Below are 20,937 nucleotides of genomic sequence, written 5' to 3' on the forward strand. Positions count from 1 at the left end.
TTCCTGCGGGCACGCCACCACCGCGCCCCTGGCCGCCGCTCACGCTTCGTCGAGCTGTTCGAAACGGATGGCCAGAAAGTCGATCAGGGTGCGCACGGCGGGGCGCAGCCAGCGCCGCGACGAATACACGGCGTGAATGATCCCGCCTTTGGGAATCCAGTCCGGCATCAGGATGACCAGCGAACCCTGCCTGAGTTCTTCCGTGATCATCATCAGGGGCAGTTGCACCACTCCCACTCCCGCCACCGCCGCAGCGCGCAGCGCGAGCATGTCGTCGGTGACCAGGCGCGGCGTGTGGCGGATGCTCGCCACCGCGCCATCGGGTCCGTCCAGGTGCCAGGTGTGCTGCGCCACGGGACCGCCCCAGTCCAGGGTCGGCACGCCGCTTAGCTCCGCAGGCGCGTGCAAGGCCGGATGGCGTGCCAGGAAATCCGGGCTGGCCGCGACACACCAGCGCCGCGTGCTCAGCACTTTCATCACCAGGTCGCTGTCCTGGAGCGGCGGCACGCGCACCCGGATCGCGATGTCGGTGCCCTCGGCCACCACGTCGACCCGCCGGTTGCTCGCTTCCAGGTGCAGGGTGACCATGGGATGCTCGACCATGAACTGGGCCAGCATCGGCCCGACCCGCACATGCAGCAGCGCGATCGGGCAAGCGATGCGCACCACGCCGCTCGGCTCGGCCCGGGTCCGGTCCACGGCTTCCTGGGCGGCCTGGGCTTCGACCAGCATCGCCTTGCAATGGAAAAAATAACTCTTGCCGATTTCGGTGACTGAAAACTGGCGGGTCGAGCGCTGCAGCAGGCGCACCCCGAGATGCTCTTCGAGGATGCAAATCCGCCTGCTCAGCTTGGATTTCGGAACACCGATCGCCCGGCTGGCCGGCGCGAACCCTTCATGTTCGACCACCTGCACAAAGTAAAACAGATCGTTCAGGTCTTGCACGCCGGTGTCCAGTGTTCCATTGGTAGGACGCTGAGTATAGATTCCGGCGTCTGGCGGCGCAACCGCGTAAAGACTACGATGCGGGTCCGCCATCGGGCCAGGTACGTCGACCAACGTGCCGCAGCCCGACGGCGCCTCCATTTTTATGTGCCATTCAAAGGACTTAGCATGACCAGTGAAACCATCCGGGACGCCAGCAAGGACCATCTGCTGACCCCGCAAAATTCGGCCTTGATCGTGATCGACTACCAGCCGGTGCAGGTCAATTCGATCGCCTCGATGGACCGCCAGCTCCTGATCAACAATATTGTCGGCGTGTCGAAGGCGGCCATCGCCTACGGCCTGCCGATCGTGCACTCGACGGTCAACGTCAAGACCGGCTTGAACAAGCCGCCGATTCCCCAGTTGCGCAAGGTGCTCGAAGGTATTCCAACCTATGACCGCACCACCATCAATTCGTGGGAAGATGTCGAATTCCAGGCCGCCGTGAAAGCCACCGGCCGCAAGAAACTGATCATGACGGCGCTCTGGACCGAGGCTTGCCTGACCTTTCCGGCGCTGGACGCTTTGCGTGACGGCTATGAAGTCTATGTCGTGGTCGATGCCGTCGGCGGCACCTCGGGCGCGGCGCACGAGGCGGCACTGCGCCGCATCGAACAGGCGGGCGGCAACATGATCAGCGTGGTGCAGATGTTCTGCGAATTGCAGCGCGACTGGGCCCGCCATGACACGGTTCCCGCCTTCATCGACTTGTTTGTCGAAACCGGCGGCACGGCAGGCATTCAATTCTCGTACGACAAGGCTTGACGCCCGACCCGGACATGGCGCGGCCCTGGGCGGCAAGGCAATGTCCGGATTTCGGCACTCTGGCGGCCTATTGTGCAGTTGGTCGCATTTGGTGTACGTTTCGCCCTGCGCTCGATTAGAGTGCAGGCTGGGAAGTCGCGCCGTTCCTGGCGCCGCCATGAAGAGAGAAAACACATGACATTATTGAAAGCCAGACTTCTGGCCGCCACCGCGCTGGCCTGCACCGCTTTTGCCGCCCACGCCGAAGCCCCGTATTCGTTCGCCGCCACGCCGGGCAAGCTGCCCAAGGATATTGTCCCGGTGCAATACGCCGCCCATCTGATTCCCGACCTGGCCGCGAATACCTTCCTCGGTTCCGAGACGGTCGAAATCGAAGTGCTCAAGCCGACTTCCCTGATCATGCTCAACGCCGTCGACCTCGAGATCGACGCCGCCAGCCTGTCGGGCAAGAACATCGGCTCCCTGAAACTGGTACCCAAGATCGACAAGGAACAGGAAACGCTCAGCTTCGCGCTGGCGCAGCCGCTCGAACCGGGCCGCTACAACCTGGCCCTCAAGTTCCATGGCACCATCAACCGCGAAGCGCGCGGCATGTTCCACATGAAGTACAAGGCCGGCAGCGCATCGCGCACCATGATCGCCACCAACATGGAGCCGACCGATACGCGCCGCATGCTGCCGACCTGGGACGAACCGGCCTTCCGCGCCGCCTTCAAGCTCACCGTCGACCTGCCGGCCAGCTTCAAGGCCTACTCCAACACCCCGCTCGAACGCCAGGAAAAGCTCGACGGCGGCCTGCAGCGCTTCCACTTCGGCGTCACGCCCAAGATGTCGAGCTACCTGGTGGTGCTGGTCGCGGGCGAACTGGAACGGGTCAGCGCCAGGCAGGACGGGGTCGACATCGGCATCGTCACCACCGAAGGCAAGCAGGAATCGGCCGCCTACGCACTGGCCGCCACCAAGGACCTGCTGCGCTACTACAATAAGTACTTCGGCCAGCCCTACCCGCTGCCCAAGCTGGACCAGATTGCCATCCCCGGCGGCTTTAACGGCGCCATGGAAAACTGGGGCGGCATCGTCTATAACGAATCGACCCTGCTGGTCGACCCCAAAAAGAGCCCCGACAACGTGCGCCAGAACTCGTTCGGCATCAATGCCCACGAAGTGGCGCACCAGTGGTTCGGCAACCTGGTGACCATGGGCTGGTGGGATAACCTGTGGCTCAACGAAGGCTTCGCCTCCTGGATGGCGACCAAGGCCACCGACCATTTCCATCCCGAGTGGCGGGTGCAACTGGGCGCCCTGGCCGAGCGCGAAAGCGTCATGAACCTGGACGCGCGCAAGACCACGCACCCGATCCAGACCCCGGTGCTGACCGAAGCGCAGGCCGCCGACGCCTTCGACTCGATCACCTACGCCAAGGGCCAGGCCTTCTTGCGCATGCTGGAGGCTTACCTGGGCGAGGAGCCCTTCCGCAAGGGCATCCGCGCCTACATGGCCAAGCACCAGTATGGCAACACCACCACCGCCGACCTCTGGTCCGCGCTTGAAAAAGCCTCCGGCAAACCGGTCGAAAAACTGGCCTCCGACTGGACCACCCAGCCCGGCTTCCCTCTGCTCAAGGTCGAACAAAGCTGCGAAAACGGCAAGCGCAAGGTCACGCTGTCGCAGGAACAGTTCCGCCTCGACGAACCGGCCACCGAAAAACGCCTGTGGAACGTGCCGGTCCAAGTGGGCACCGTGGGCGGCAAGGCCAGTTACGCCTTGCTCTCGGGTGCCAGCAGCACGGTCATGCAAGCCTCGTGCGACGGCGCGCTGGTGATCGACCCGGCCAGCGTCGGCTACTTCCGCGTCCAGTACGACAAGGCCGGCTTCGACGCGCTGGCGGGGCAGGCCGCCAAGCTGCCCGACACCACCCGCCTCAAACTGCTGGGCGACACCTGGAGCCTGGTGCAGGCCGACCGTTTGCAGCTCGATAGCTACCTCAAGCTGGTCTCTGCCTACGCCGACGAACCGCGCCTGGCGGTATGGAGTGCCATGCTCGACAACCTGGCCACGCTCGACACCCTGGCCGAAGGCGAACCGGAACGCGCGCTGGTGCGGCGCTACATCACCGGGCTGGCCGGACCCAAGTTCGCGCGCCTGGGCTGGGACGACAAAGCGGGCGAATCGACCGAAGAGCGCCAATTGCGCGCCCTGCTGGCCGGCGCGCTGGCCAAGATCGGCGACCCGGCCGTGATCGCCGAAGGGCGCGCCCGCTTCGCGCGCTTCCTGCTTGATCCGGCCAGCGTGCCGCCATCGATGATCGACTTCGTCATGCGCGTGGCCGGCCGCTATGGCGACGCCGCCACCTACGACGCCCTGGCCAGCCGCGTGGCGCAAGCCCAGACCGACGAAGAGCGCAACCGTTACGCGCGCTCCATGGCGCTGGCGCGCGACCCGGCGCTGGCCCGGCGCACCCTGGCCATGGCGCTCTCGCCCGACTTGCCGGCCCAGCTGACCTCGACCCTGGTGTCGGCGGTGGCGCGCGGCGAACACGTCGAACTGGCGTGGTCTTTCGCCACCGCCAACCGCGCCGCACTGCTCAAGGACCAGGAATCGATTGGCCAGAACCGCTTTTTCCCGAGCGTGGTATCGTCCTCCTCCAATCCGGTCCACGCGGACATGATGGAAGCCTACGTGAAGCAGAACTTCGGCCCCGATGCCCAGGTCGAAGCACAACGCGTGGCCAATGCCATTCGCACCCGCGCCGCCCAGAAAACCCGTTTGCTGCCGCAAGTGCGCGCGGCGCTCAAATAAACACCGCATCAAGGAACCGCATGAAAACCAACTGGACCCCGATCAAGACCGCCCTCAGTGTCGCCCTGTGCGGCGCCTCGCTGGCCTTTGCCCCGGCCCACGGCGCCGGCCAGGATGGCGCCCCTGCCGCCAAGGCCATGACCGCCCCGGTGCTGCCGGGCGACGACTTCTTCGCCTACGCCAACGGCGACTGGCTCGCCAAGACCGAGATCCCGGCGGACCGCAGCAGCTGGGGCGCCTTTGCCGGCATGGCCGAAAGCAGCAATGCGCGCATCGTCAAGCTGATCGAAGAAATCTCGGCCAACAAGAAGGCCAAGGGCGAGGCGCGCCAGGTTGCCGATTTCTACAACACCTTCATGGACGAAGCGGCCATCGAAGCCAAGGGCACGGCCCCGCTCAAGCCGCTGCTGGCCAGGATCGACGCCATCAAGGACAAGGCGCAGCTGGTGCGCGCGCTGGGCGCCTCGCTGCGCGCCGACGTCGACCCGCTCAACGCCACCAACTTCTTCACCGAGAACCTGTTCGGCCTGTGGGTCGCGCAGGGCCTGAACGACCCGGTCCGCAACACCCCCTACCTGCTGCAGGGTGGCCTGGGCATGCCCGACCGCGCCTACTACCTGACCGACAGCCCGCGCATGGCCGAGTTGCGCACCAAGTACAAGCAGCACATCGGCGCCATGCTCAAGCTGGCCGGCTATGCCGACGCCGACGCGCGCGCGGCCAGGGTGTTCGATCTCGAAATGAAGATCGCCCAGTCGCACGCCAGCCGCGAAGATTCGGCCGACGTCCTCAAGGCCAACAACAGCTGGACCCTCAAGGACTTTGCCGCCAAGGCCCCGGGCATGGACTGGACCGCGTTCTTCAAGAGCGCCGGCCTGTCCGGTGCGCAGCACTTCATCGTCTGGCATCCGGGCGCCGTGAAAGGCGCGGCCGCGCTGGTCGACAGCACCGACGTCGCGACCTGGAAAGACTTCCTCGCCTTCCACCAGGTGAACCACTTCGCGCCGACCCTGCCGAAGGCATTCGCCGACCAGCGTTTCGAATTTTCCGGCAAGGCCCTGAGCGGCACGCCGCAGCAGTCGCTGCGCTGGAAGCGCGCGCTGGCCGCCACCAACGATGCGCTCGACGAAGCGGTCGGCCACCTGTACGTCGACCGCCACTTCCCGGCCGAGAACAAGGCGCGCGTGCAGAAAATGGTCGGCAACATCATCGCCGCCTTCAGCAAGCGCATCGACCAGCTGGACTGGATGGCCCCGGCCACGCGCGCCCAGGCGCAGGAAAAGCTCAAGACCATGTACGTCGGCGTGGCCTATCCGGACCGCTGGCGCTCGTACGCGGGCCTGAAGGTCGTGCCGGGCGATGCGCTCGGCAACGCCGTGCGCGCCGAACAGTTCCACTACGCGCAGCAGCTCGCGCTGCTCAAGCAAAAGGTCGACCGCACAGCGTGGGCGATGCCGCCGCAACTGGTCAACGCGGTCAACCTGCCGCTGCAAAACGCCATGAACTTCCCGGCCGCGATCCTGCAACCGCCGTTCTTCGATCCCAAGGCCTCCGATGGTGAAAACTACGGCGCCATCGGCTCCATCATCGGCCACGAAATCAGCCACAGCTTCGACGACCAGGGCGCGCAGTTCGACGCCCAGGGACGCCTGCGCGACTGGTGGACCAAGGAAGACATGGCCCACTTCAAAGGCGCCGCCGACAAGCTGGTGGCGCAGTTCAGCGCCTACAAGCCGTTCCCCGACCTGGCGGTCAACGGCCAGCTGACGCTGAGCGAAAACCTGGCCGACCTGGCCGGCGTGGCGGCGGCGTACGATGCGTATAAAACCTCGCTGGGACAGGCCGCGCCGGCCGACGCCGACCAGCAGTTCTTCCTCGGCTACGCGCATGCCTGGCAGACCAAGGTGCGCGAAGCGGCTGCGCGCCAGCGCGTGCTGACCGATGGCCACGCGCCGGCCGAATACCGTACCGCCATCGTGCGCAATCTCGAGCCGTGGTACAAGGCCTTCGACGTCAAGCCCGGCCAGGCCCTGTACCTGGCGCCGGCCGAGCGCGTGAAGGTATGGTAGGAAGGCGCATGCCATGAGCGAGGAGATCGACGCCATCACGCGCCGCACCCTGGCTCACTACGACAGCAGCGCCGAGCAGTTCTTTCGCGGTACGGTGGACCACGACGTCAGCCAGAACATCGCGGCGCTGCTGGACGCCATCGAAGGGGAGGCGCCGTACACCTTGCTCGACCTGGGCTGCGGCCCGGGTCGGGACCTCAAGACCTTCAGCGCCCTTGGCCACCGCGCCATCGGCCTCGATGGGTCGGGCGAATTCGCGGCCATGGCGCGCGCCTACAGCGGCTGCGAGGTGTGGCAGCAGGACTTCGTGCACCTCGACCTGCCGGCCGGGCTGTTCGATGGCGTGTATGCCAACGCGGTGCTGTTCCACGTGCCGAGCCGGGCGCTGCCCGAGGTGCTGGACCGGCTGTACGCGGCGCTGAAACCGGGCGGCGTGCTGTTCAGTTCCAACCCGCGCGGCAACAACCAGGAAGGTTGGAACGGCCCGCGCTACGGCAGCTACTACGACCTCGCGACCTGGACGGAATACATGATCGCAGCCAACTTTTCCCCGCTGCATCATTACTATCGTCCAGATGGCTTGCCGCGCGAACAGCAGCCGTGGCTGGCGAGTGTCTGGCGCAAGCCGACGGGATAGCGCTTCGGTTAGGTAGCGAACGGAACGGTTGAACGGAATGTCCTATTCTGGGTCCGTCGCACAAGGCAGTGCGCCCGCAGTTTCACTCACCATATGAGGTAGCGAAAATGAACAAGGACCAAGTAAAAGGCAAAGCGAAAGACATCGGCGGCAAGATTCAGGAACAAGTCGGCAAAGTGGTCGGCAGCAGCGAACAGCAAGCCAAGGGCTTGTCGAAGCAAGTCGAAGGCAAAGCCCAGGAAAAATTCGGTGATGCCAAAGAAGTGCTCAAGGATCAAGGAAACCGCTGATCCAGCGCTGAATCCCCCTACAACCGGGGTCTGACCTCTGATTAGAAATATTTCTAATCAGAGGTCAGACCCCGGTTCCGTTTACCGGCTCCGTTCGATTGTTCTATGCAAACAGGAAAAAATCTTGGCAATTGCGCCGGGTGCGCCGGGCAAAAACTTTCCTAACCGGGGTCAGACCTCCGAATCGAAACATTTTTGTTGCTAATCAGAGGTCAGACCCCGGTTGGGAAATATTTAATTGTTTGCTTATGTGCGGGAGCGAACTGATCAATTCTGAGCTCAACAGTAAGATGGCTTCACTACATCGCCAACCTGGCAATGAGCACTAAAGGAGCCTTACCATGAACAAAGATCAAGTCAACGGCAAACTGCAAGACATCGGCGGCAAAATTCAGGAAGAAGCTGGCAAACTGGTCGGTAGCACCGAACAGCAAGCCAAGGGCCTGGAAAACCAGCTCGAAGGCAAGACCCAGGAAAAAATCGGCGACCTCAAGGAAGCCATCAAGGATGCGACCAACTAATATGGTCCGCTCCATATGAAAACAGCCGCGTTGATCGCGGCTGTTTTTTATTGGACGATCGCTTTGCCGCTTACTTCGGCGCGTCGGCCAGGTTCTTCTTGAAGAACGCTTCGATGGTGCCGTACACGTGGCGTTGCCCCGGCCGCGATGAGATCCCGTGCTTGGCGCCCGGGTAGGTCATCAGGTCGAAACGCACGTTGCGGTTGACCAGCCCGTCGATCAGGCGCGTACTGTTGGTGAACAAAACGTTATCGTCGGCCATGCCGTGCACCAGCAGCAGCGGCGACTTGAGCCCGTCCAGGTGCGCGAACACGCCGCTGGTCTTGTACGCGTCCGCCTGGCCCTTCGGGGTGCCGCCCACATAACGCTCGGTGTAGTGGGTGTCGTACAGCGCCCAGTCGGTCACCGGCGCCACCGACACGCCCATCGCGATCTTGTCGGACGCCGCCGCCAGCAAACGCAGGCTCATGAAACCGCCGTAACTCCAGCCAAACACGCCGATCCGCTTGGCGTCCACGAAACCCTGCTTGCCCAGCCAGTCGATGCCGCTCAACTGGTCTTCAACTTCGTGCTTGCCCAGTCCATTGTAGATCGCATCGGTGAAGGCGCGCTCGCGCCGGTACGAGCCGCGGTTATCGAGGCGGAATACCACGAAGCCCTGCTGCGCCATGTACTGGTCGAAGTAATTGCCCCACTTGCGCGAGACATGCTGCGCATGCGGCCCGCCGTAGGTCGACAGGTACACCGGATACTTTTTCGCGGCGCTGAAATCGGACGGCTTGATCATCGAGTAGTACAAGGTCTGGCCGTCGCTGGCCTTGATGCTGCCATACTCGGTGGCCAGGTGGTCGGCCTTGTATTTGGCATACGGGTGCTCCGCATTGAGCTCGTTCTTCTCTAACCAGCCGACCATCGCGCCATCCGGACGGCGGATCGAAATCTGCGGCGGGGTGGCCGGGTCGGAGTAGGTGTCGACGAAGACTTCGCCATTGCGCGAGAACGCCGCTTCGTGCCAGCCGTCGCCCTTGGTGATGCGTACCGGCTTGTCGGCGCCGCTGCCGTCGAGCGCCAGCGCGTAGGTCTGCTTGTCGATCACGGCGTCGCGATTCGACGACACGTACACGCGGCCGGCTTTTTCGTCGACCGCCAGCACGTTGTCGATGCCCCATTCGCCGCTCGACACCGGATGCAGCAGCTTGCCATCGAGGTCGTACAGGTACAGGTGATTGCGCCCGCTGCGCTCGGACGCCCATAGGAAGGCATTGCGCTTGGAGAGAAAGCGCAGGTCGTCATGGATGCTGACCCAGGTCTTGGAGGTTTCGGTGAGCAGGGTGCGCTGCGCCAAGGTGGCGGCATCGACCGAGATCAGGTCGAGGCGCTTCTGGTCGCGCGACTGCAACTGGTACACCAGCTGCTTGCCGTTGGCGCTCCAGTCGGCGCGCACCAGGTAAATGTCGCGGTTCGGGCCCAGCTCGACCTTGCGCTGCGCGCCGGTGACAGGCGAGACGATCATCAGGTCGACCAGCACGTTGGCGTCGCCCGCGGCCGGGTAGCGCTGTTCGACGACGTCGGTGCGGTCGGCGAAAATCTCGAAGCGCCGCACCACCGGCACCGGCGATTCGTCGAAGCGCTTGTAGGCGATGGCCGAATCGTCGGGCGCCCAGTAGTAGCCAGTGCGCTGGCCCATTTCTTCCTGCGCCACGAATTCGGCTTCGCCATTGAAGATGGTCCCGGCGCCGTCGGTGGTGAGCTGCTTTTCAAGGCCCGAGACCAGGTCGATCACATACAAATTCTGCTTGCGCACGAAGGAGACGTAACGGCCCTTGGGCGAAATCTTGGGGTCGGCCACGTTGCCCGTGGCAACCTTGCGCGCCGCCTGCGGCTTGGCCGCGTCGACCAGATACAGGTCGCCCGCGATCGGCACCAGCAGCTGCTTGCCGTCCGGCGACCAGCTGTAATTGAGGATGCCGGTCAGGCTGGCGGTGCGCGCGCGCTCGCGCCTGGCCTGTTCTTCGGGTGACAGGCTTTCGTTGGGAACCAGCAGTTTGGAGTCGACCAGGCGTTTCGAGGTCTTGTCCTTCATGTTGAATTCCCAGAGATCGAGCTGGAACTGGTTGTCCTGGCGTCCGCGCAGGTAGGTGACGCGTTCGCCATCGGGCGATACGCGCAGGTTGCGCACGCTAGGCCCCGCCAGCGCCGGGTCGGCGTGGATACGGTCCAGTGTCAGGCGTTCGGCGGATGCGGGAACGCTGGACAATGCGGCGAGAAAGCAGAGAAGAAATCGCATGGATGTCTCGGTGAGGTGGATGTGGAGAACCCCGGACGATACCAGAGTTCCGCACCCGTGGGCACCCCTCGCCAGCGACCCGCGTCAAGCCTGCGCGCGCGTGCGCGAGAGGTGGTGTAAAGACCAGGTGAGCAGCACCGCGGCCACGGTCAGGCCCAGTACCAGCCCGATCCAGAAGCCGGCGGCGGCCATCGGCAGCGCCGGCGACCAGGCGAACCATGACGGCGCCAGTCCCAGTACATACCCGACCGGCATGGCGAAGCCCCAGAATGCGAGCAGCTGGATCTGCATCGGCTGGCGCGTGACCTTGTATCCGCGAATTGCGCTCGACGTGGCGACCTGGGTGGCGTCGGACAGCTGGAACAGCGCCGCGAACAGCAGCAGGTGGGCGCACAGTTCCTGCACTGCCGCATCGGAGGTGTAGGCGCGCGCGATCTCCCAGCGGAACACGGCGATCAGCGCCGCCGAAATCAGCGCAAAGGCGAGCGACATGCCGACCCCGACCCAGGCCACGAACCGCGCGCGCACCGCGTCGCCTTCGCCCAGCGCATGGCCCACCCGGGTAATCAGGCCGATACCGAAACTGAGCGGCACCATGAATACCAGCGACGAGAAATTGAGGGCGATCTGGCTGGCCGATACCTGCACCACGCCGAAGCGCGCGATCATCAGGCTGACCGCCCCGAACGCGCTCACTTCGGCCAGGTAGGTCACGCCGATCGGCAGGCCAAGGCGCAGCATGCTGCCGATCTCCGGCCAGTTGGGCCATTCCCAGTGGGTGAACGGGTAGGTCTGGCGGTAGGCCGGGGCGATGCGGATCCAGGCCAGCATGGCGCCGAGCATGAGCCACATGCACACGCCGGTGGCGACCGCGCAGCCGACCCCGCCCAGCTTGGGCATGCCCCAGTTCCCGAACACCAGCAGCCAGTTGACGAAGACGTTGAACAGCAGCCCGAGGACGGCGATCACCATCACGGGCTTGGTCTGGTTGATGCTGGTGGTGTAGCCGTACAGCGCGCGGTAGCAGGCAAAGGCCGGCATGCCGATGCTGATCGCATGCACGAACATGGCGGCGTTGGCGGCAACGTCGGGGGTGAGGCCGATATGGTCGAACACGAGGGTCGACAGATTGGCCACCAGGCAGGCCACCAGGCCCACGCCCACGCCTTTCCAGAGCGCCTGGCGCACCACGTGCGGAATCCGCCCGTATTGGGCGGCGCCGATGTCGTGCGCGACCACGGTGTTAATCGCCATCATGGTGCCCATCACGGTGACCAGGATGATCGACCAGACCGACGCGCCGAGCGACACGGCGGCCAGTTCGCTGGCGCTGACATGGCCCGTCATCGCCACGTCGGCCACGCCCATGCCGACGGTGGCCAGCTGCCCCACCAGCATGGGCCAGGACAGGCGCCACAGGGCGGCGATTTCGGTGCGGACGGGCGTATCGGACGGGGCGAGGATGGCGGACATGGTGGACACGGTAGGAGCAAACATGGATTTTACCGGCTAATCGCGGGCAGGGTGGGCGGCGGCTTGGTTCGGCTCCGTGTAAAGACTTGTTACACATCTCACAGCTTGGGCACTGGCGCGGCGGGCGCGGGGTCGTCACAATCGGTCATCGCACATCAAGGATGGTTCCATGCTCAAATCCCGCTTCACACTCGCGCTGCTGCTCGGCGCCGCCATCTTTTCTCACGCCGCCGCCAGCGCCGGTGAGCTGACCCTGTTCTCGCGCGATGGTTTCGACGGCCGCGAGCTGACCTTGCGCAGCACCACGCCCAACCTGGTCGAGAGCGGCTTCAACGATCGCGCGTCGAGCATGATCGTGCGCTCCGGGCGCTGGGAGGTGTGCGAGCACGTCGGCTTCGAAGGCCGCTGCGTCGTCTTCGAGCAGGGCGAGTATCCGACGCTGGAGCGCTTCAACGACACCATTTCGTCGGTGCGCGAGATCATGCCTGAGCGCCGTCATGGCGGCGGGCGCCATCATGGCGGACCGCGCGGGATGATCGCGCTGTTCACCGGGCGTGGCCTGGAGGGCGACGCCAGGCGCCTGCGGCGCGATGCCGACGATTTCTCGGGGATCGATTTCAACGACAGCGCGCACAGCGCCCAGGTCATGGAAGGCAGCTGGCAGTTGTGCAGCGACGCCGGCTACCGTGGCACTTGCCGCATTTTCGCACCGGGCCGTTACCAGGATCTGGGGCGCGGCTTGCGCGGCCGGGTTTCGTCGGCGCGCCTGGTCGATGCGGACGATGGCGGCGGGCAGCGCGAGGTCGACGTGGAATTGTTTTCCTCCAGCGGCTTTGGCGGCGAGCGCCTGGTGCTGCGCGACGACACGCGCGACCTGACCGAGTTCGGATTCAATGACCGCGCCGACGCGCTCATCGTGCATCAGGGCGAATGGGAGTTCTGCAAGCACGCCGATTTCGGCGGTCGCTGCGTGACCTTCGGCCCTGGCCGTTACGACCGTCTCGGACCGATGGGCAACCTGATTTCATCGGTGCGCCGGGTCCGTTAAGCGGGCGCTCAGCGCTGCCCGCCCGCACGCGGCGGCAGGCTTTGAAGGTAGGCGTGCAGCGCGCGCATGTCGACCTCGTTCATCTCGCCCAGCGCCCCGAACGGCATCACCGCGCTGATGCTGCTGCCGTCGGGGCGCCGCCCGCTGCGCAGCATCGTCATGAAGCTCTCTGGCGTGCGGTAGCGCGTCATGGCGCTGCCATGGCCCGGCGTCAGGTTGGCCGGCGCCGGCCAGGCGGACGGCGCGCCGGGAATGCGCCCGCCCGTCAGGTTTTCTCCGTGACAGCCGATGCAGCTGTGCGCGACGTAGGCGCCATGCTCGAGCGTGATGGCCGGCGCGGTTGCCGGCGCCGGCGGCGCGCTGTGGTCGATCGTTTCGGCGGCGTCGCGCACCGCGCCGAAGGCGTACATGACTTTCACCGCCACCGGCAGGCGCACCTGCGCCGCCTGTCCGGGCACGGGCGCCAGCTGGCGCACGTAGGCGATGATGGCGCCCACGTCGGCGTCGCTGAGCAGGCTGTAATCCTCGCTCGGCATGATCATCAGCGGCCTGCCATCGGGCTTGACGCCGTGGCGCAGGGTGCGCACCCAGTCGAGCGTGCGGTAGCGCGTGATGGCGCTGTTGGCGCCGGCCGTGATGTTGGGCGAGACGATCCGCATCGCGCCATCGTCAATGACGGCGGCGCCGCTGCCGTCGCGCCCGTGGCAGGTGGCGCAGCCGCGCGTGTTGAACAGGTAGCGGCCATGTGCGATGCTGGCCGCGTCCTTGGGCAGGGCCATGTCGGCCACCTCCACCGCGATCGTGCGCGCCATCTTGCGCTCGCCGAGCCAGGTGCCGGCGCACACCGTCGCGGCCCCCGCCAGGCCCAGCGCCAGCATGGCCAGGCCGGTCCCACTCACCCACCCGTTCATAGCGTTTCTCCTTCAAAAAATGTGGCTGGCAAGCGTGCGCTGCCTGCGCCGGGTGCGTTGTAGGATGATCAAAACCGATCCGGGAGCGCCGTTCGTGGAATACAAGGACTATTACAAGACCCTCGGCGTCGACCAGGACGCTTCCGCGGACGCCATCAAAAAGGCGTACCGCAAGCAGGTGCGTAAATACCATCCCGACGTGAGCAAGGAACCGGACGCCGACCACCAGACCAAGGAAATGAACGAGGCGTACGGCGTGCTGGGCGATGCCGACAAGCGCGCCGCCTACGATGCGCTGGGCCGCACCCGGCGCGCGGGGCAGCAATTCCAGCCGCCACCCGACTGGGGCGCGGGCTTCGATGGCGGCGGGGCCGGTTCCAGCGATTTCTTTTCCGATCTGTTCGCGCATGTCGGCGGCCGCGCCCGCCCCGGCGGAGCAAGTTTCCAGATGCGCGGCGAGGATATCCACGCGGCCATCTCCATCGACCTGGCAGATGCGTATCACGGCTCCACCCGCGCCGTGACCTTGCGCGTGCCCGAGCACGATGCCCATGGCAGGGTGGTGACGCGCGAGCGCGCCGTCAACGTCAAGATTCCCAAGGGCGTGCTGCCCGGCCAGCAATTGCGCCTGGCGGGCCAGGGCCATCCGGGCAGTGGCGGTGCCGCTGCGGGCGACCTGTTCCTGGAAATCGGGTTCCATCCCGATGCGCGCTACCGGATCGAGGGGCGCGATGTGTATGCCAGCGTGCCGGTGGCCCCGTGGGAAGCGGCGCTGGGGGCCGGCATCGACGTGGCCACGCCGTCCGGACAGGTGGAAGTTTCCGTGCCGCCCAGCTCGCAAACGGGGCGCAAGCTGCGCCTCAGGGGGCGCGGCATTCCGGGCACGCCGGCGGGCGACCTGTATCTCGTTCTCGAGGTCGTCCTGCCGCCGGCAAATACCGACAAGGCTCGCGAGCTGTACCGCGCAATGGCACGCGAGATGGCCTTCAATCCGCGTGCGCGGGCGGGAGGGTAGGGCATGGCCAATATCGATATCGTGGGCGTTCTGCTCGACGACGAGGCGCTCGACCTGCACGAGCTGGCGCGCGCCTGCGGCGTCGAGCCCGACTGGGTGGTGCGGCATGTGGGTGACGGTTTGCTGGGCGCCGACGAGATCATGGCGCTGGGCCTGGACGAAGATGCCCGCGCGCAGTGGCGTTTCCGCAGCGCCGACTTGCGGCGCGCGCGGCGGCTGGTGAGCCTGGAGCGCGATCTCGACGCCAACGAGGAAATCGCCGCGCTGGTGCTCGACCTGGCCGACGAGGTGAGCCGCCTGCGCACGCGCCTGCGGGTGCTCGGCGCGCAGTGAGTGCAGGGCGGCGCGCCTGCGGCATGCGGTGAACATCAGCCATCTCCTGGCGATTTGATGTAGTGACTATGCTACCGGCGGGCGCGATGCGTTTGATGCATCACAATCGTGCTGGGTTGGCGCCGCGCGTGTTTTTGTCGAGTCCGCTTGCGCGGCGGCGCAGGCGACGGGCGAGATCCTTGTTGGCATGGCTGGCGATCGATCCCGCATGGGCGAACCGGGGGGCATCCTCGTATGCCCATGCGGTGACGAGGCAATACCGTGGCGCGCTGATTGTCAGGAATGGGTTGCGCCAGTTCGCCCGCGTGAACGCGAACGATCGCAACGGTGTGCGCCTGCTTGGTAAATTGCAGAAATGGAAAGGCGTTGCTCGTAGCGTGCTGACGTGGGCGCCGACGTGATACTGCAAGTCCATCCGGCAAATTTATGCCGACATGCACAAGGCGATGCGATCGGTCGGGCTCTGCTACGATGGCGTGTTCCGATCAACTGCGCCTCACGTATGAAAACTCTGATCGCCCTCTCAGGCAGCCTGCGCCGTGACTCGGCCAATACCGCGCTGCTGCGCGCGGCGGTCGCGCTGGCGCCGCCCGGTGCGCGCGTTGTGTTGTACGACGGCACGCACATGCTGCCGTTCTTCAATCCCGATATCGAGGCCGATCCGCCGCCAGCGGTGCGCGAGCTGCGCGCCTTGCTGAGCGCGGCCGACGGCGTCATCGTGGCCAGCCCGGAGTACGCGCATGGCGTACCGGGCGCCTTCAAGAACATGCTGGACTGGCTTGTCGGCTGCGCCGAGTTGAGCAGCAAACCGGTTGCGCTGATCAATACCTCGGCGCGGGCGGTGCACGCCCAAGCGGCCCTGGCCGAGATCGTCACCACGATGGGGTGGCGTGTGATCGCCGCGGCGTCGCCCGTGATCGCGGTTGCCAACAGGGGATTCGATCAGGCGCACATTGCGGCCGACCCGGCGCTGGCCGGGGCGCTGCTGGGGGCCATCGGCGCGCTGGCGCAAGCCAGCGTGGAAGTCGGCCCTCCATGAGGACGGATTTTGCCTGTCCCCGATGTGGTTCATCCGCCCATGCGACGCCCAAGCTGTTGCTGATTGCAAAGCATGCGCCGGTGTATGGCGTCGACTTTGGCGAGGGAGGGCACTGGCCGTATCAATTGGCTAGCGATGAATGCCTGCCGCAGGCATTGAGAGAGCCGCCGCTCAGCCAGTTCGTCGATGGCTGCTATTGTTCCAGTTGCGGCATCGGCTTCGTTCCCGCCTCCCTGCTGGTCGGGGCCGCGCCGGAAAACAGTCCGCAGGGCGGGACGACTCCCCGGCATCCGGAAGGTCCGCATGCAGGCGACCATGTGGGCTATCTCCGCAACCCCGGGGCACGGCCGGAATTTGGCACGCTTGCCGCTCACTTGTGGGGGGCGGATTCCGATATCGATTCCGATGGAAACAGCGCGTATTCCGGGGACGCCGGCTGGACCGAACTGACGCTGGTTCTGCGCGCGGCTCCCGAGCGGCAGCGCGTCGATGTGGACCCGGTATCGCACGACCCGCTGGTCCTGGCGATACGCTCTCCCGATGCCAGCCTGGCCACGCGGGCGCTTGCGTATTTGCAGGAACATGCCGGCGGTACCATCGAGCGCTGTTGGCCGCTCGAATAACAGCTTGAACAAGGACAGCATGAATGCCATCACGACCTTCGTCGAATCGGTGCGCGCCTTTTGCCAATGGGCCGAAGGCGATTTGCTGCCGGGCGACGCCCAGATGAGCATCGCGCGCCGCCATCTCGCGCATTTGTATGCGCAGGCGCTCGATTTGCCGCAGCGCGAATGCGATTGGGGCGATGACGCGGCGGCCATATCGCACGAGGCGTGGAGCGCGATGTTCAAGCGCTTTGGCGCGCTCCCCGTTAACTACTATTCGGAGTGCGCCAATCCCCTCGATGTTCCCTGCGGCGAGACCATGATCGGCGATCTTGCCGATGACCTGGCGGACATATGGCGCGACCTGAAGCACGGCCTTCCTCTGTTCGATGGTGGCGCTGCCGATGCTGCCGTGTTTCACTGGCGCGAACATTTCATCATCCATTGGGGCAGCCATGCGGCCAGCGCCCTGAATGTCTTGCAGTACTGGGAACAGCACCGCCCCCGCGACTACGCCGTCGCGGATGACGGTTTGCCGCCCGCAGCCATTGCCGGGTCCGACCCGCGCTGATCCCGGCACGCAGCAGGTTTATGGCGCGAGTTGCTTGAGGATAGCGTGGCCCGCTTTAATACGTGCTGGAATCGGATAGTTTTTGTTCGCCAGGATCACGACGCCGATTTTTTTCGCCGGCACGAAAGCCACATAATTGCCGAATCCGCCCATCGAACCAGTCTTGTTGAACAGGGTCTTGGCGGACGTTCCGGGCCCCGCAGTGATCCGCTTCGCTGCATTCGGCTCCATGATCATGGTGCTCGAATTGCCTGCCAGCAGACGCTGCAAGGTGACCGGGTAGGGGTATTGCTCCCATCCGAGCCCCTGCATCATGGCGCCGACCTGGAAATAGCCGACATGGGTGCCGTGCACCGCGCGCTGCATTGGCTCATCCAGACGCTGCGGATCGATATTCGCTTCGACGAAGCGCAGCATGTCGGCGGCTGTTGACCGTACGCCATACGTTTCGGCGGCGAGTACGCCAGGGTTCATCCGGCGCGGTTTGTTGTCCTCGTCGTAGCCCCACGCATAATTGGCCATCGCGCTGTCGGGCACGCGCAGATGGCTGCTCTTCATGCCGAGTTGCGGGAATAGCTGTTGTTCCATGGCGTCGGCGAAATCGCTCTTGAGCGCCAGTGCGGTGAGATGCCCGAACAGGCCGAGGCTGGGATTGGAATAGCGGCGTTGAGCGCCCGCCGTCGCTTGCGGTTGCCATTGGCGGAAATAGTCGCTCATCGTGGCGCCCGTCACCGCGTCGGGAAATTGCAGCGGCAGCCCGCTCCCGGTATAGGTGCCGAGATTGAGCACGCTCATCTTGTCGATCGGGCTGCCTTTCAGCTCCGGCATGTAGGTGCCCGGATGCGCGTCCAGCGACAGCTTGCCGAGCACCTGCGCATACGAGGCCAGGGTTGCGGTCAGCGTCTTGCTGACCGACCCGAGTTCGAACAGCGTGGCGTCGCCGACCGGGGTATGGTCCTTGACCGATGCGAGCCCGTAGTTGAACACATGGGGCTGGCCGTCGACCGTCACGGCCACCGCCATCCCGGGCACCTTGTATTCGGCCATGAGCGGGCCGATGGCCTTGTCGACAATGGCGCGGATGCGCGCGTCGCTGTCGGCGGCGTGGCTGTTGACGGCGGCGAAACAGGACGCCACGAGGGCGATGGCAATGTGCTTGGTAAGCTTGGGCGAGAGGGTCGACACGATGTTCCTTTTCTGATGGATGGGATGCAAACGGGTACAGTGATCCACCCCCGCTCGTTTGCATGAACGGGGTTGCGTGGCATTCTTTTGTGACGGGTTTTTGTTGGGCGGTGGCGCGCTTACAGGGTGTCGAGCCGCGTTCGCAGCTCGCGCAGGAAGGCTTCCTTGACCCGGCCGCCGGCAAAGCCTTCTTGCCTGCGCTCCAGTGCCATGCGGGCAAATACGATCGTGCGCTGCCCCTTGCTGGCCCAGCCGACGTACCAACCGTACTGGCGCTCCGGATCGTCGCGCCCATTAGGCAGCACGGGCGACGCCGTGCCGGTTTTGCCGTGGATTTCCCAGCCGTTGTCCAGCGTCTCCGGCTGCATGATGCGCAATGTCATGTCATATGCCTTGGGTGCCAGCGGCAACTGGCGCTTGACTACCTTGCGCAGGAACGTTACCTGTTCGGCCGGCGATATTTTCAGCGATGAGCTGACCCATGACAGGGCCAGGCCGTTATCCTTGCCCGGGTCGCCCGACAGGTCGCCGTTGCCGTAGCCGAAGCTGGTCACATAGCCCTGGAAGCGCGCGGCGCCAAGCCGGGACGTGACTTGCTGGGCGAACCACAGCACCGAGTGCTTGAACCAGCTGGTCGGGTCGGTGGCCGTGCGCCAGGCCGGGTTCCAGTGGACGTAGCCCTTGCGAAATGGCATGGCCGGTGCGTGTTCGTCTTCCAGGATGCCGCTGTCGTAGCCCATCAGGCTGACGGCGATATTGAAGGTCGATGCCGGCGTGATGCGCTCGTCGCACTGGCCTTCGTGCACCAGGCGCTTGCCGCTGGCGGCATCGGCCAGTTCGGTGCAGCTGATGGCGTCCGTGGCAGCGCCGGGGCTGACGGGGGTGGACGATGCCTGCGCTGCCGGCCCGGGCGGCGGCGCGGCGGATTCGGCGCGCCATGCGAGTGTCGGCTGGAGCGCGAGGCTGCCCATCAGGACGCTTGCCAGGGCGGCCAGGGCGGCCAGGCGTGTCCAGCGCCGGTGCGGCATGGCGCCCGGTTCGCGGATCAGGGCAATCCTGCCGGCCAGGGTAGGCGCGCTGACGGCGCCGAAGGCGAGGGCGTTGCTCACCGGCGAACGCTGCAGTTTTAACTGCACCACCAGGGCCGCCGCGTACGCTTTGCGCTGGATGGCCGGGCGGCCGTCGAGGACATCGCGGTCGCAGCCCAGTTCCAGCGCCCACGACAGGTTGGCGCGCAGCAGCCGCATGAAGGGGTTGAACCAGAACAGGGTTTGCAGCAGGACGCTGGCGCTGATCCAGTGCAGGTCATGGCGCCGCAGGTGGGTCAGTTCGTGTTCCACCATCATTTGCTGCTGGGTCGTCTCGAAGCGGCGCAGATGCGCGGGCAGCAGCAGGCGCGGCTTGAAGAGGCCGAACAGCATGGGCGAGATCGGCGCGTCGACTTCGATGACCGTCGGGTCCAGGGGCAGGGGGTGGATGAAGCCGTCGTGCCGCTGCGGGGCGCGCAGGCGGCCTCCGGTCGCGGCAAGGCTGTTCAAGATGCGCCGCGCTTGCAGCAGCCGGGCAATCGCGTAGCCAAGGCCGAGCAGGTAGCACAGCAGCCAGGCTTGCGCGCCCAGGGCCAGCCAGGAACGCCCGGCGCTCTGCACGTCTGGAGCGCTCGATGCGCTGGCGCTGCTTGTCGCTGCGGGGGCGTGGTCCGCGATGGCGCGCTGCGCTTGCAACGGGCTGTCGATTTCGATAGGCGGTACCAGGCGCAGGCGCTCGCTATGCGGCAGAAGGATCAGCAGGAAGGCCGCCACGATGGTGAGCTGGGCGAGTAGCCAGACCGAGCGCTGCGAGGCGATGGCGGGCAGGGCGCGCCGGCACAGCGCCATCGCGGCCCACACGGCCAGTCCGGCGGCGATGCAGCCGCCGCTGGCCAGCAGGAAGCGGAATATCAGCAGATCGGTCGGATTCATTGGCTGCCACCATCGGGTTCCGGCCAGTCCTGCAGCAGTTGCTCCAGTTGCGCCAGTTCGGCATCGTCGACCAGCTTGCTGCCGGTGAACATATTGACCGGGAACGGGCTTGCCATTTCCATGACGCGGGTGCCGAAGTCGTGCGCAAAGCTCGCCAGGGTGCCGACTTTTTCAAGCGCGGCTTCGTACACTTGCACCCCGTGCAGGGTGGCCTGGCGCAGCGAGCCCTTGTCCAGCATGCGCTCCAGCGTCTTGCGGGTCGACGAGTATGACCAGCCAAGCTCGTCTTCGATCTGCTGGTGGATTTCGCGCGCGCTGAGCGGCTGTTGTCGCCACAGCGCCTTGAGGATGATGAGTTCGGATATCGAAGGAATTGCCATGGGATGCTCTGCGTGCGACGGGTGCCACCATTATGCGACACGCGTCACATCAACGTCAAGA

At 65.3% G+C, this 20,937-nt stretch carries 20 protein-coding genes; 13 read left to right on the forward strand and 7 right to left on the reverse strand.

The features are described from left to right. Nucleotides 1-39: 39 nt before the first annotated feature. Entirely contained in the window at nucleotides 40-945 is a 906-nt protein-coding gene (locus tag PO883_RS26640; protein WP_289312443.1) for a LysR family transcriptional regulator, read from the reverse strand. Nucleotides 946-1,113: 168 nt separating this feature from the next. On the opposite strand from PO883_RS26640, the gene PO883_RS26645 reads away from it, so the two are divergent. From PO883_RS26645 to PO883_RS26670, 6 genes are all read left to right on the forward strand, one after another. Then, the gene (locus tag PO883_RS26645; RefSeq protein WP_289312444.1) at nucleotides 1,114-1,752 is read left to right on the forward strand and encodes a hydrolase; all 639 of its coding nucleotides are present in this window, start codon (nucleotides 1,114-1,116) and stop codon (nucleotides 1,750-1,752) included. Nucleotides 1,753-1,926: 174 nt separating this feature from the next. Further along, nucleotides 1,927-4,551 carry a M1 family metallopeptidase gene (locus PO883_RS26650; protein ID WP_289312445.1) on the forward strand — a complete coding sequence of 875 codons (2,625 nt, stop codon included), beginning with the start codon at nucleotides 1,927-1,929 and terminating at the stop codon, nucleotides 4,549-4,551. 20 nt (nucleotides 4,552-4,571) lie between these two features. Then, nucleotides 4,572-6,620, forward strand: coding sequence for a M13 family metallopeptidase (locus PO883_RS26655; protein ID WP_289312446.1), 2,049 nt, complete (start codon nucleotides 4,572-4,574; stop codon nucleotides 6,618-6,620). 13 nt (nucleotides 6,621-6,633) lie between these two features. Then, nucleotides 6,634-7,257 (forward strand): bifunctional 2-polyprenyl-6-hydroxyphenol methylase/3-demethylubiquinol 3-O-methyltransferase UbiG, encoded by a 624-nt coding sequence (locus tag PO883_RS26660; protein ID WP_289312447.1) that lies wholly within the window; start codon nucleotides 6,634-6,636, stop codon nucleotides 7,255-7,257. A 107-nt stretch (nucleotides 7,258-7,364) separates the two neighbouring features. Then, on the forward strand, nucleotides 7,365-7,547 hold the full coding sequence (locus PO883_RS26665) for a CsbD family protein (protein WP_289312448.1): 183 nt from the start codon (nucleotides 7,365-7,367) through the stop codon (nucleotides 7,545-7,547). Nucleotides 7,548-7,888: 341 nt separating this feature from the next. After that, nucleotides 7,889-8,068 carry a CsbD family protein gene (locus PO883_RS26670; protein ID WP_099874789.1) on the forward strand — a complete coding sequence of 60 codons (180 nt, stop codon included), beginning with the start codon at nucleotides 7,889-7,891 and terminating at the stop codon, nucleotides 8,066-8,068. A 70-nt stretch (nucleotides 8,069-8,138) separates the two neighbouring features. On the opposite strand, the gene PO883_RS26675 is transcribed toward PO883_RS26670, so the two are convergent. Both PO883_RS26675 and PO883_RS26680 read right to left on the reverse strand, forming a co-directional pair. Continuing rightward, on the reverse strand, nucleotides 8,139-10,355 hold the full coding sequence (locus PO883_RS26675; RefSeq protein ID WP_289312449.1) for a S9 family peptidase: 2,217 nt from the start codon (nucleotides 10,353-10,355) through the stop codon (nucleotides 8,139-8,141). 84 nt (nucleotides 10,356-10,439) lie between these two features. Then, nucleotides 10,440-11,828, reverse strand: coding sequence for an MATE family efflux transporter (locus tag PO883_RS26680; RefSeq protein ID WP_289312465.1), 1,389 nt, complete (start codon nucleotides 11,826-11,828; stop codon nucleotides 10,440-10,442). A gap of 169 nt (nucleotides 11,829-11,997) precedes the next feature. Between PO883_RS26680 and PO883_RS26685 the strand changes: the two genes are divergently transcribed. Next, complete coding sequence (locus PO883_RS26685; RefSeq protein ID WP_289312450.1) at nucleotides 11,998-12,876, forward strand: beta/gamma crystallin-related protein; 879 nt, start codon at nucleotides 11,998-12,000, stop codon at nucleotides 12,874-12,876. An 8-nt stretch (nucleotides 12,877-12,884) separates the two neighbouring features. Here the strand turns inward: PO883_RS26685 and PO883_RS26690 are convergent, their stop codons facing one another. Beyond that, entirely contained in the window at nucleotides 12,885-13,787 is a 903-nt protein-coding gene (locus tag PO883_RS26690) for a c-type cytochrome (RefSeq protein WP_289312451.1), read from the reverse strand. Between the two features lie 94 nt (nucleotides 13,788-13,881). Between PO883_RS26690 and PO883_RS26695 the strand changes: the two genes are divergently transcribed. The 6 genes from PO883_RS26695 to PO883_RS26720 all read left to right on the forward strand — a co-directional run bounded on the left by PO883_RS26695 (nucleotide 13,882) and on the right by PO883_RS26720 (nucleotide 17,350). Then, entirely contained in the window at nucleotides 13,882-14,802 is a 921-nt protein-coding gene (locus PO883_RS26695) for a DnaJ C-terminal domain-containing protein (RefSeq protein WP_289312466.1), read from the forward strand. Nucleotides 14,803-14,805: 3 nt separating this feature from the next. Continuing rightward, the gene (locus PO883_RS26700) at nucleotides 14,806-15,135 is read left to right on the forward strand and encodes a chaperone modulator CbpM (protein ID WP_167093596.1); all 330 of its coding nucleotides are present in this window, start codon (nucleotides 14,806-14,808) and stop codon (nucleotides 15,133-15,135) included. A gap of 179 nt (nucleotides 15,136-15,314) precedes the next feature. Further along, the gene (locus PO883_RS26705) at nucleotides 15,315-15,536 is read left to right on the forward strand and encodes a hypothetical protein (RefSeq protein WP_289312452.1); all 222 of its coding nucleotides are present in this window, start codon (nucleotides 15,315-15,317) and stop codon (nucleotides 15,534-15,536) included. A gap of 101 nt (nucleotides 15,537-15,637) precedes the next feature. Next, complete coding sequence (locus PO883_RS26710) at nucleotides 15,638-16,174, forward strand: NADPH-dependent FMN reductase (protein WP_289312453.1); 537 nt, start codon at nucleotides 15,638-15,640, stop codon at nucleotides 16,172-16,174. Next, the gene (locus tag PO883_RS26715) at nucleotides 16,171-16,797 is read left to right on the forward strand and encodes a hypothetical protein (protein ID WP_289312454.1); all 627 of its coding nucleotides are present in this window, start codon (nucleotides 16,171-16,173) and stop codon (nucleotides 16,795-16,797) included. The genes PO883_RS26710 and PO883_RS26715 overlap by 4 nt, the downstream gene beginning before the upstream one ends. 19 nt (nucleotides 16,798-16,816) lie before the next feature. Then, a complete protein-coding gene (locus PO883_RS26720; RefSeq protein WP_289312455.1) occupies nucleotides 16,817-17,350 on the forward strand; it encodes a DUF5063 domain-containing protein in 534 nt (177 codons plus the stop codon). Between the two features lie 18 nt (nucleotides 17,351-17,368). Here the strand turns inward: PO883_RS26720 and ampC are convergent, their stop codons facing one another. From ampC to PO883_RS26735, 3 genes are all read right to left on the reverse strand, one after another. After that, the gene (ampC, locus tag PO883_RS26725; protein ID WP_373890108.1) at nucleotides 17,369-18,502 is read right to left on the reverse strand and encodes a class C beta-lactamase; all 1,134 of its coding nucleotides are present in this window, start codon (nucleotides 18,500-18,502) and stop codon (nucleotides 17,369-17,371) included. A 152-nt stretch (nucleotides 18,503-18,654) separates the two neighbouring features. Next, nucleotides 18,655-20,496, reverse strand: a complete 1,842-nt coding sequence (gene blaOXA / locus PO883_RS26730; protein WP_289312457.1) for a class D beta-lactamase — start codon at nucleotides 20,494-20,496, stop codon at nucleotides 18,655-18,657. Next, the gene (locus PO883_RS26735) at nucleotides 20,493-20,876 is read right to left on the reverse strand and encodes a BlaI/MecI/CopY family transcriptional regulator (protein WP_289312458.1); all 384 of its coding nucleotides are present in this window, start codon (nucleotides 20,874-20,876) and stop codon (nucleotides 20,493-20,495) included. The genes blaOXA and PO883_RS26735 overlap by 4 nt, the downstream gene beginning before the upstream one ends. Nucleotides 20,877-20,937: the final 61 nt, after the last annotated feature.

Origin of the sequence: Massilia sp. DJPM01 (genome assembly GCF_030348125.1) — a bacterium.
In the GTDB taxonomy this organism is placed as follows: Bacteria; Pseudomonadota; Gammaproteobacteria; order Burkholderiales; family Burkholderiaceae_D; genus Telluria_A; species Telluria_A frigida.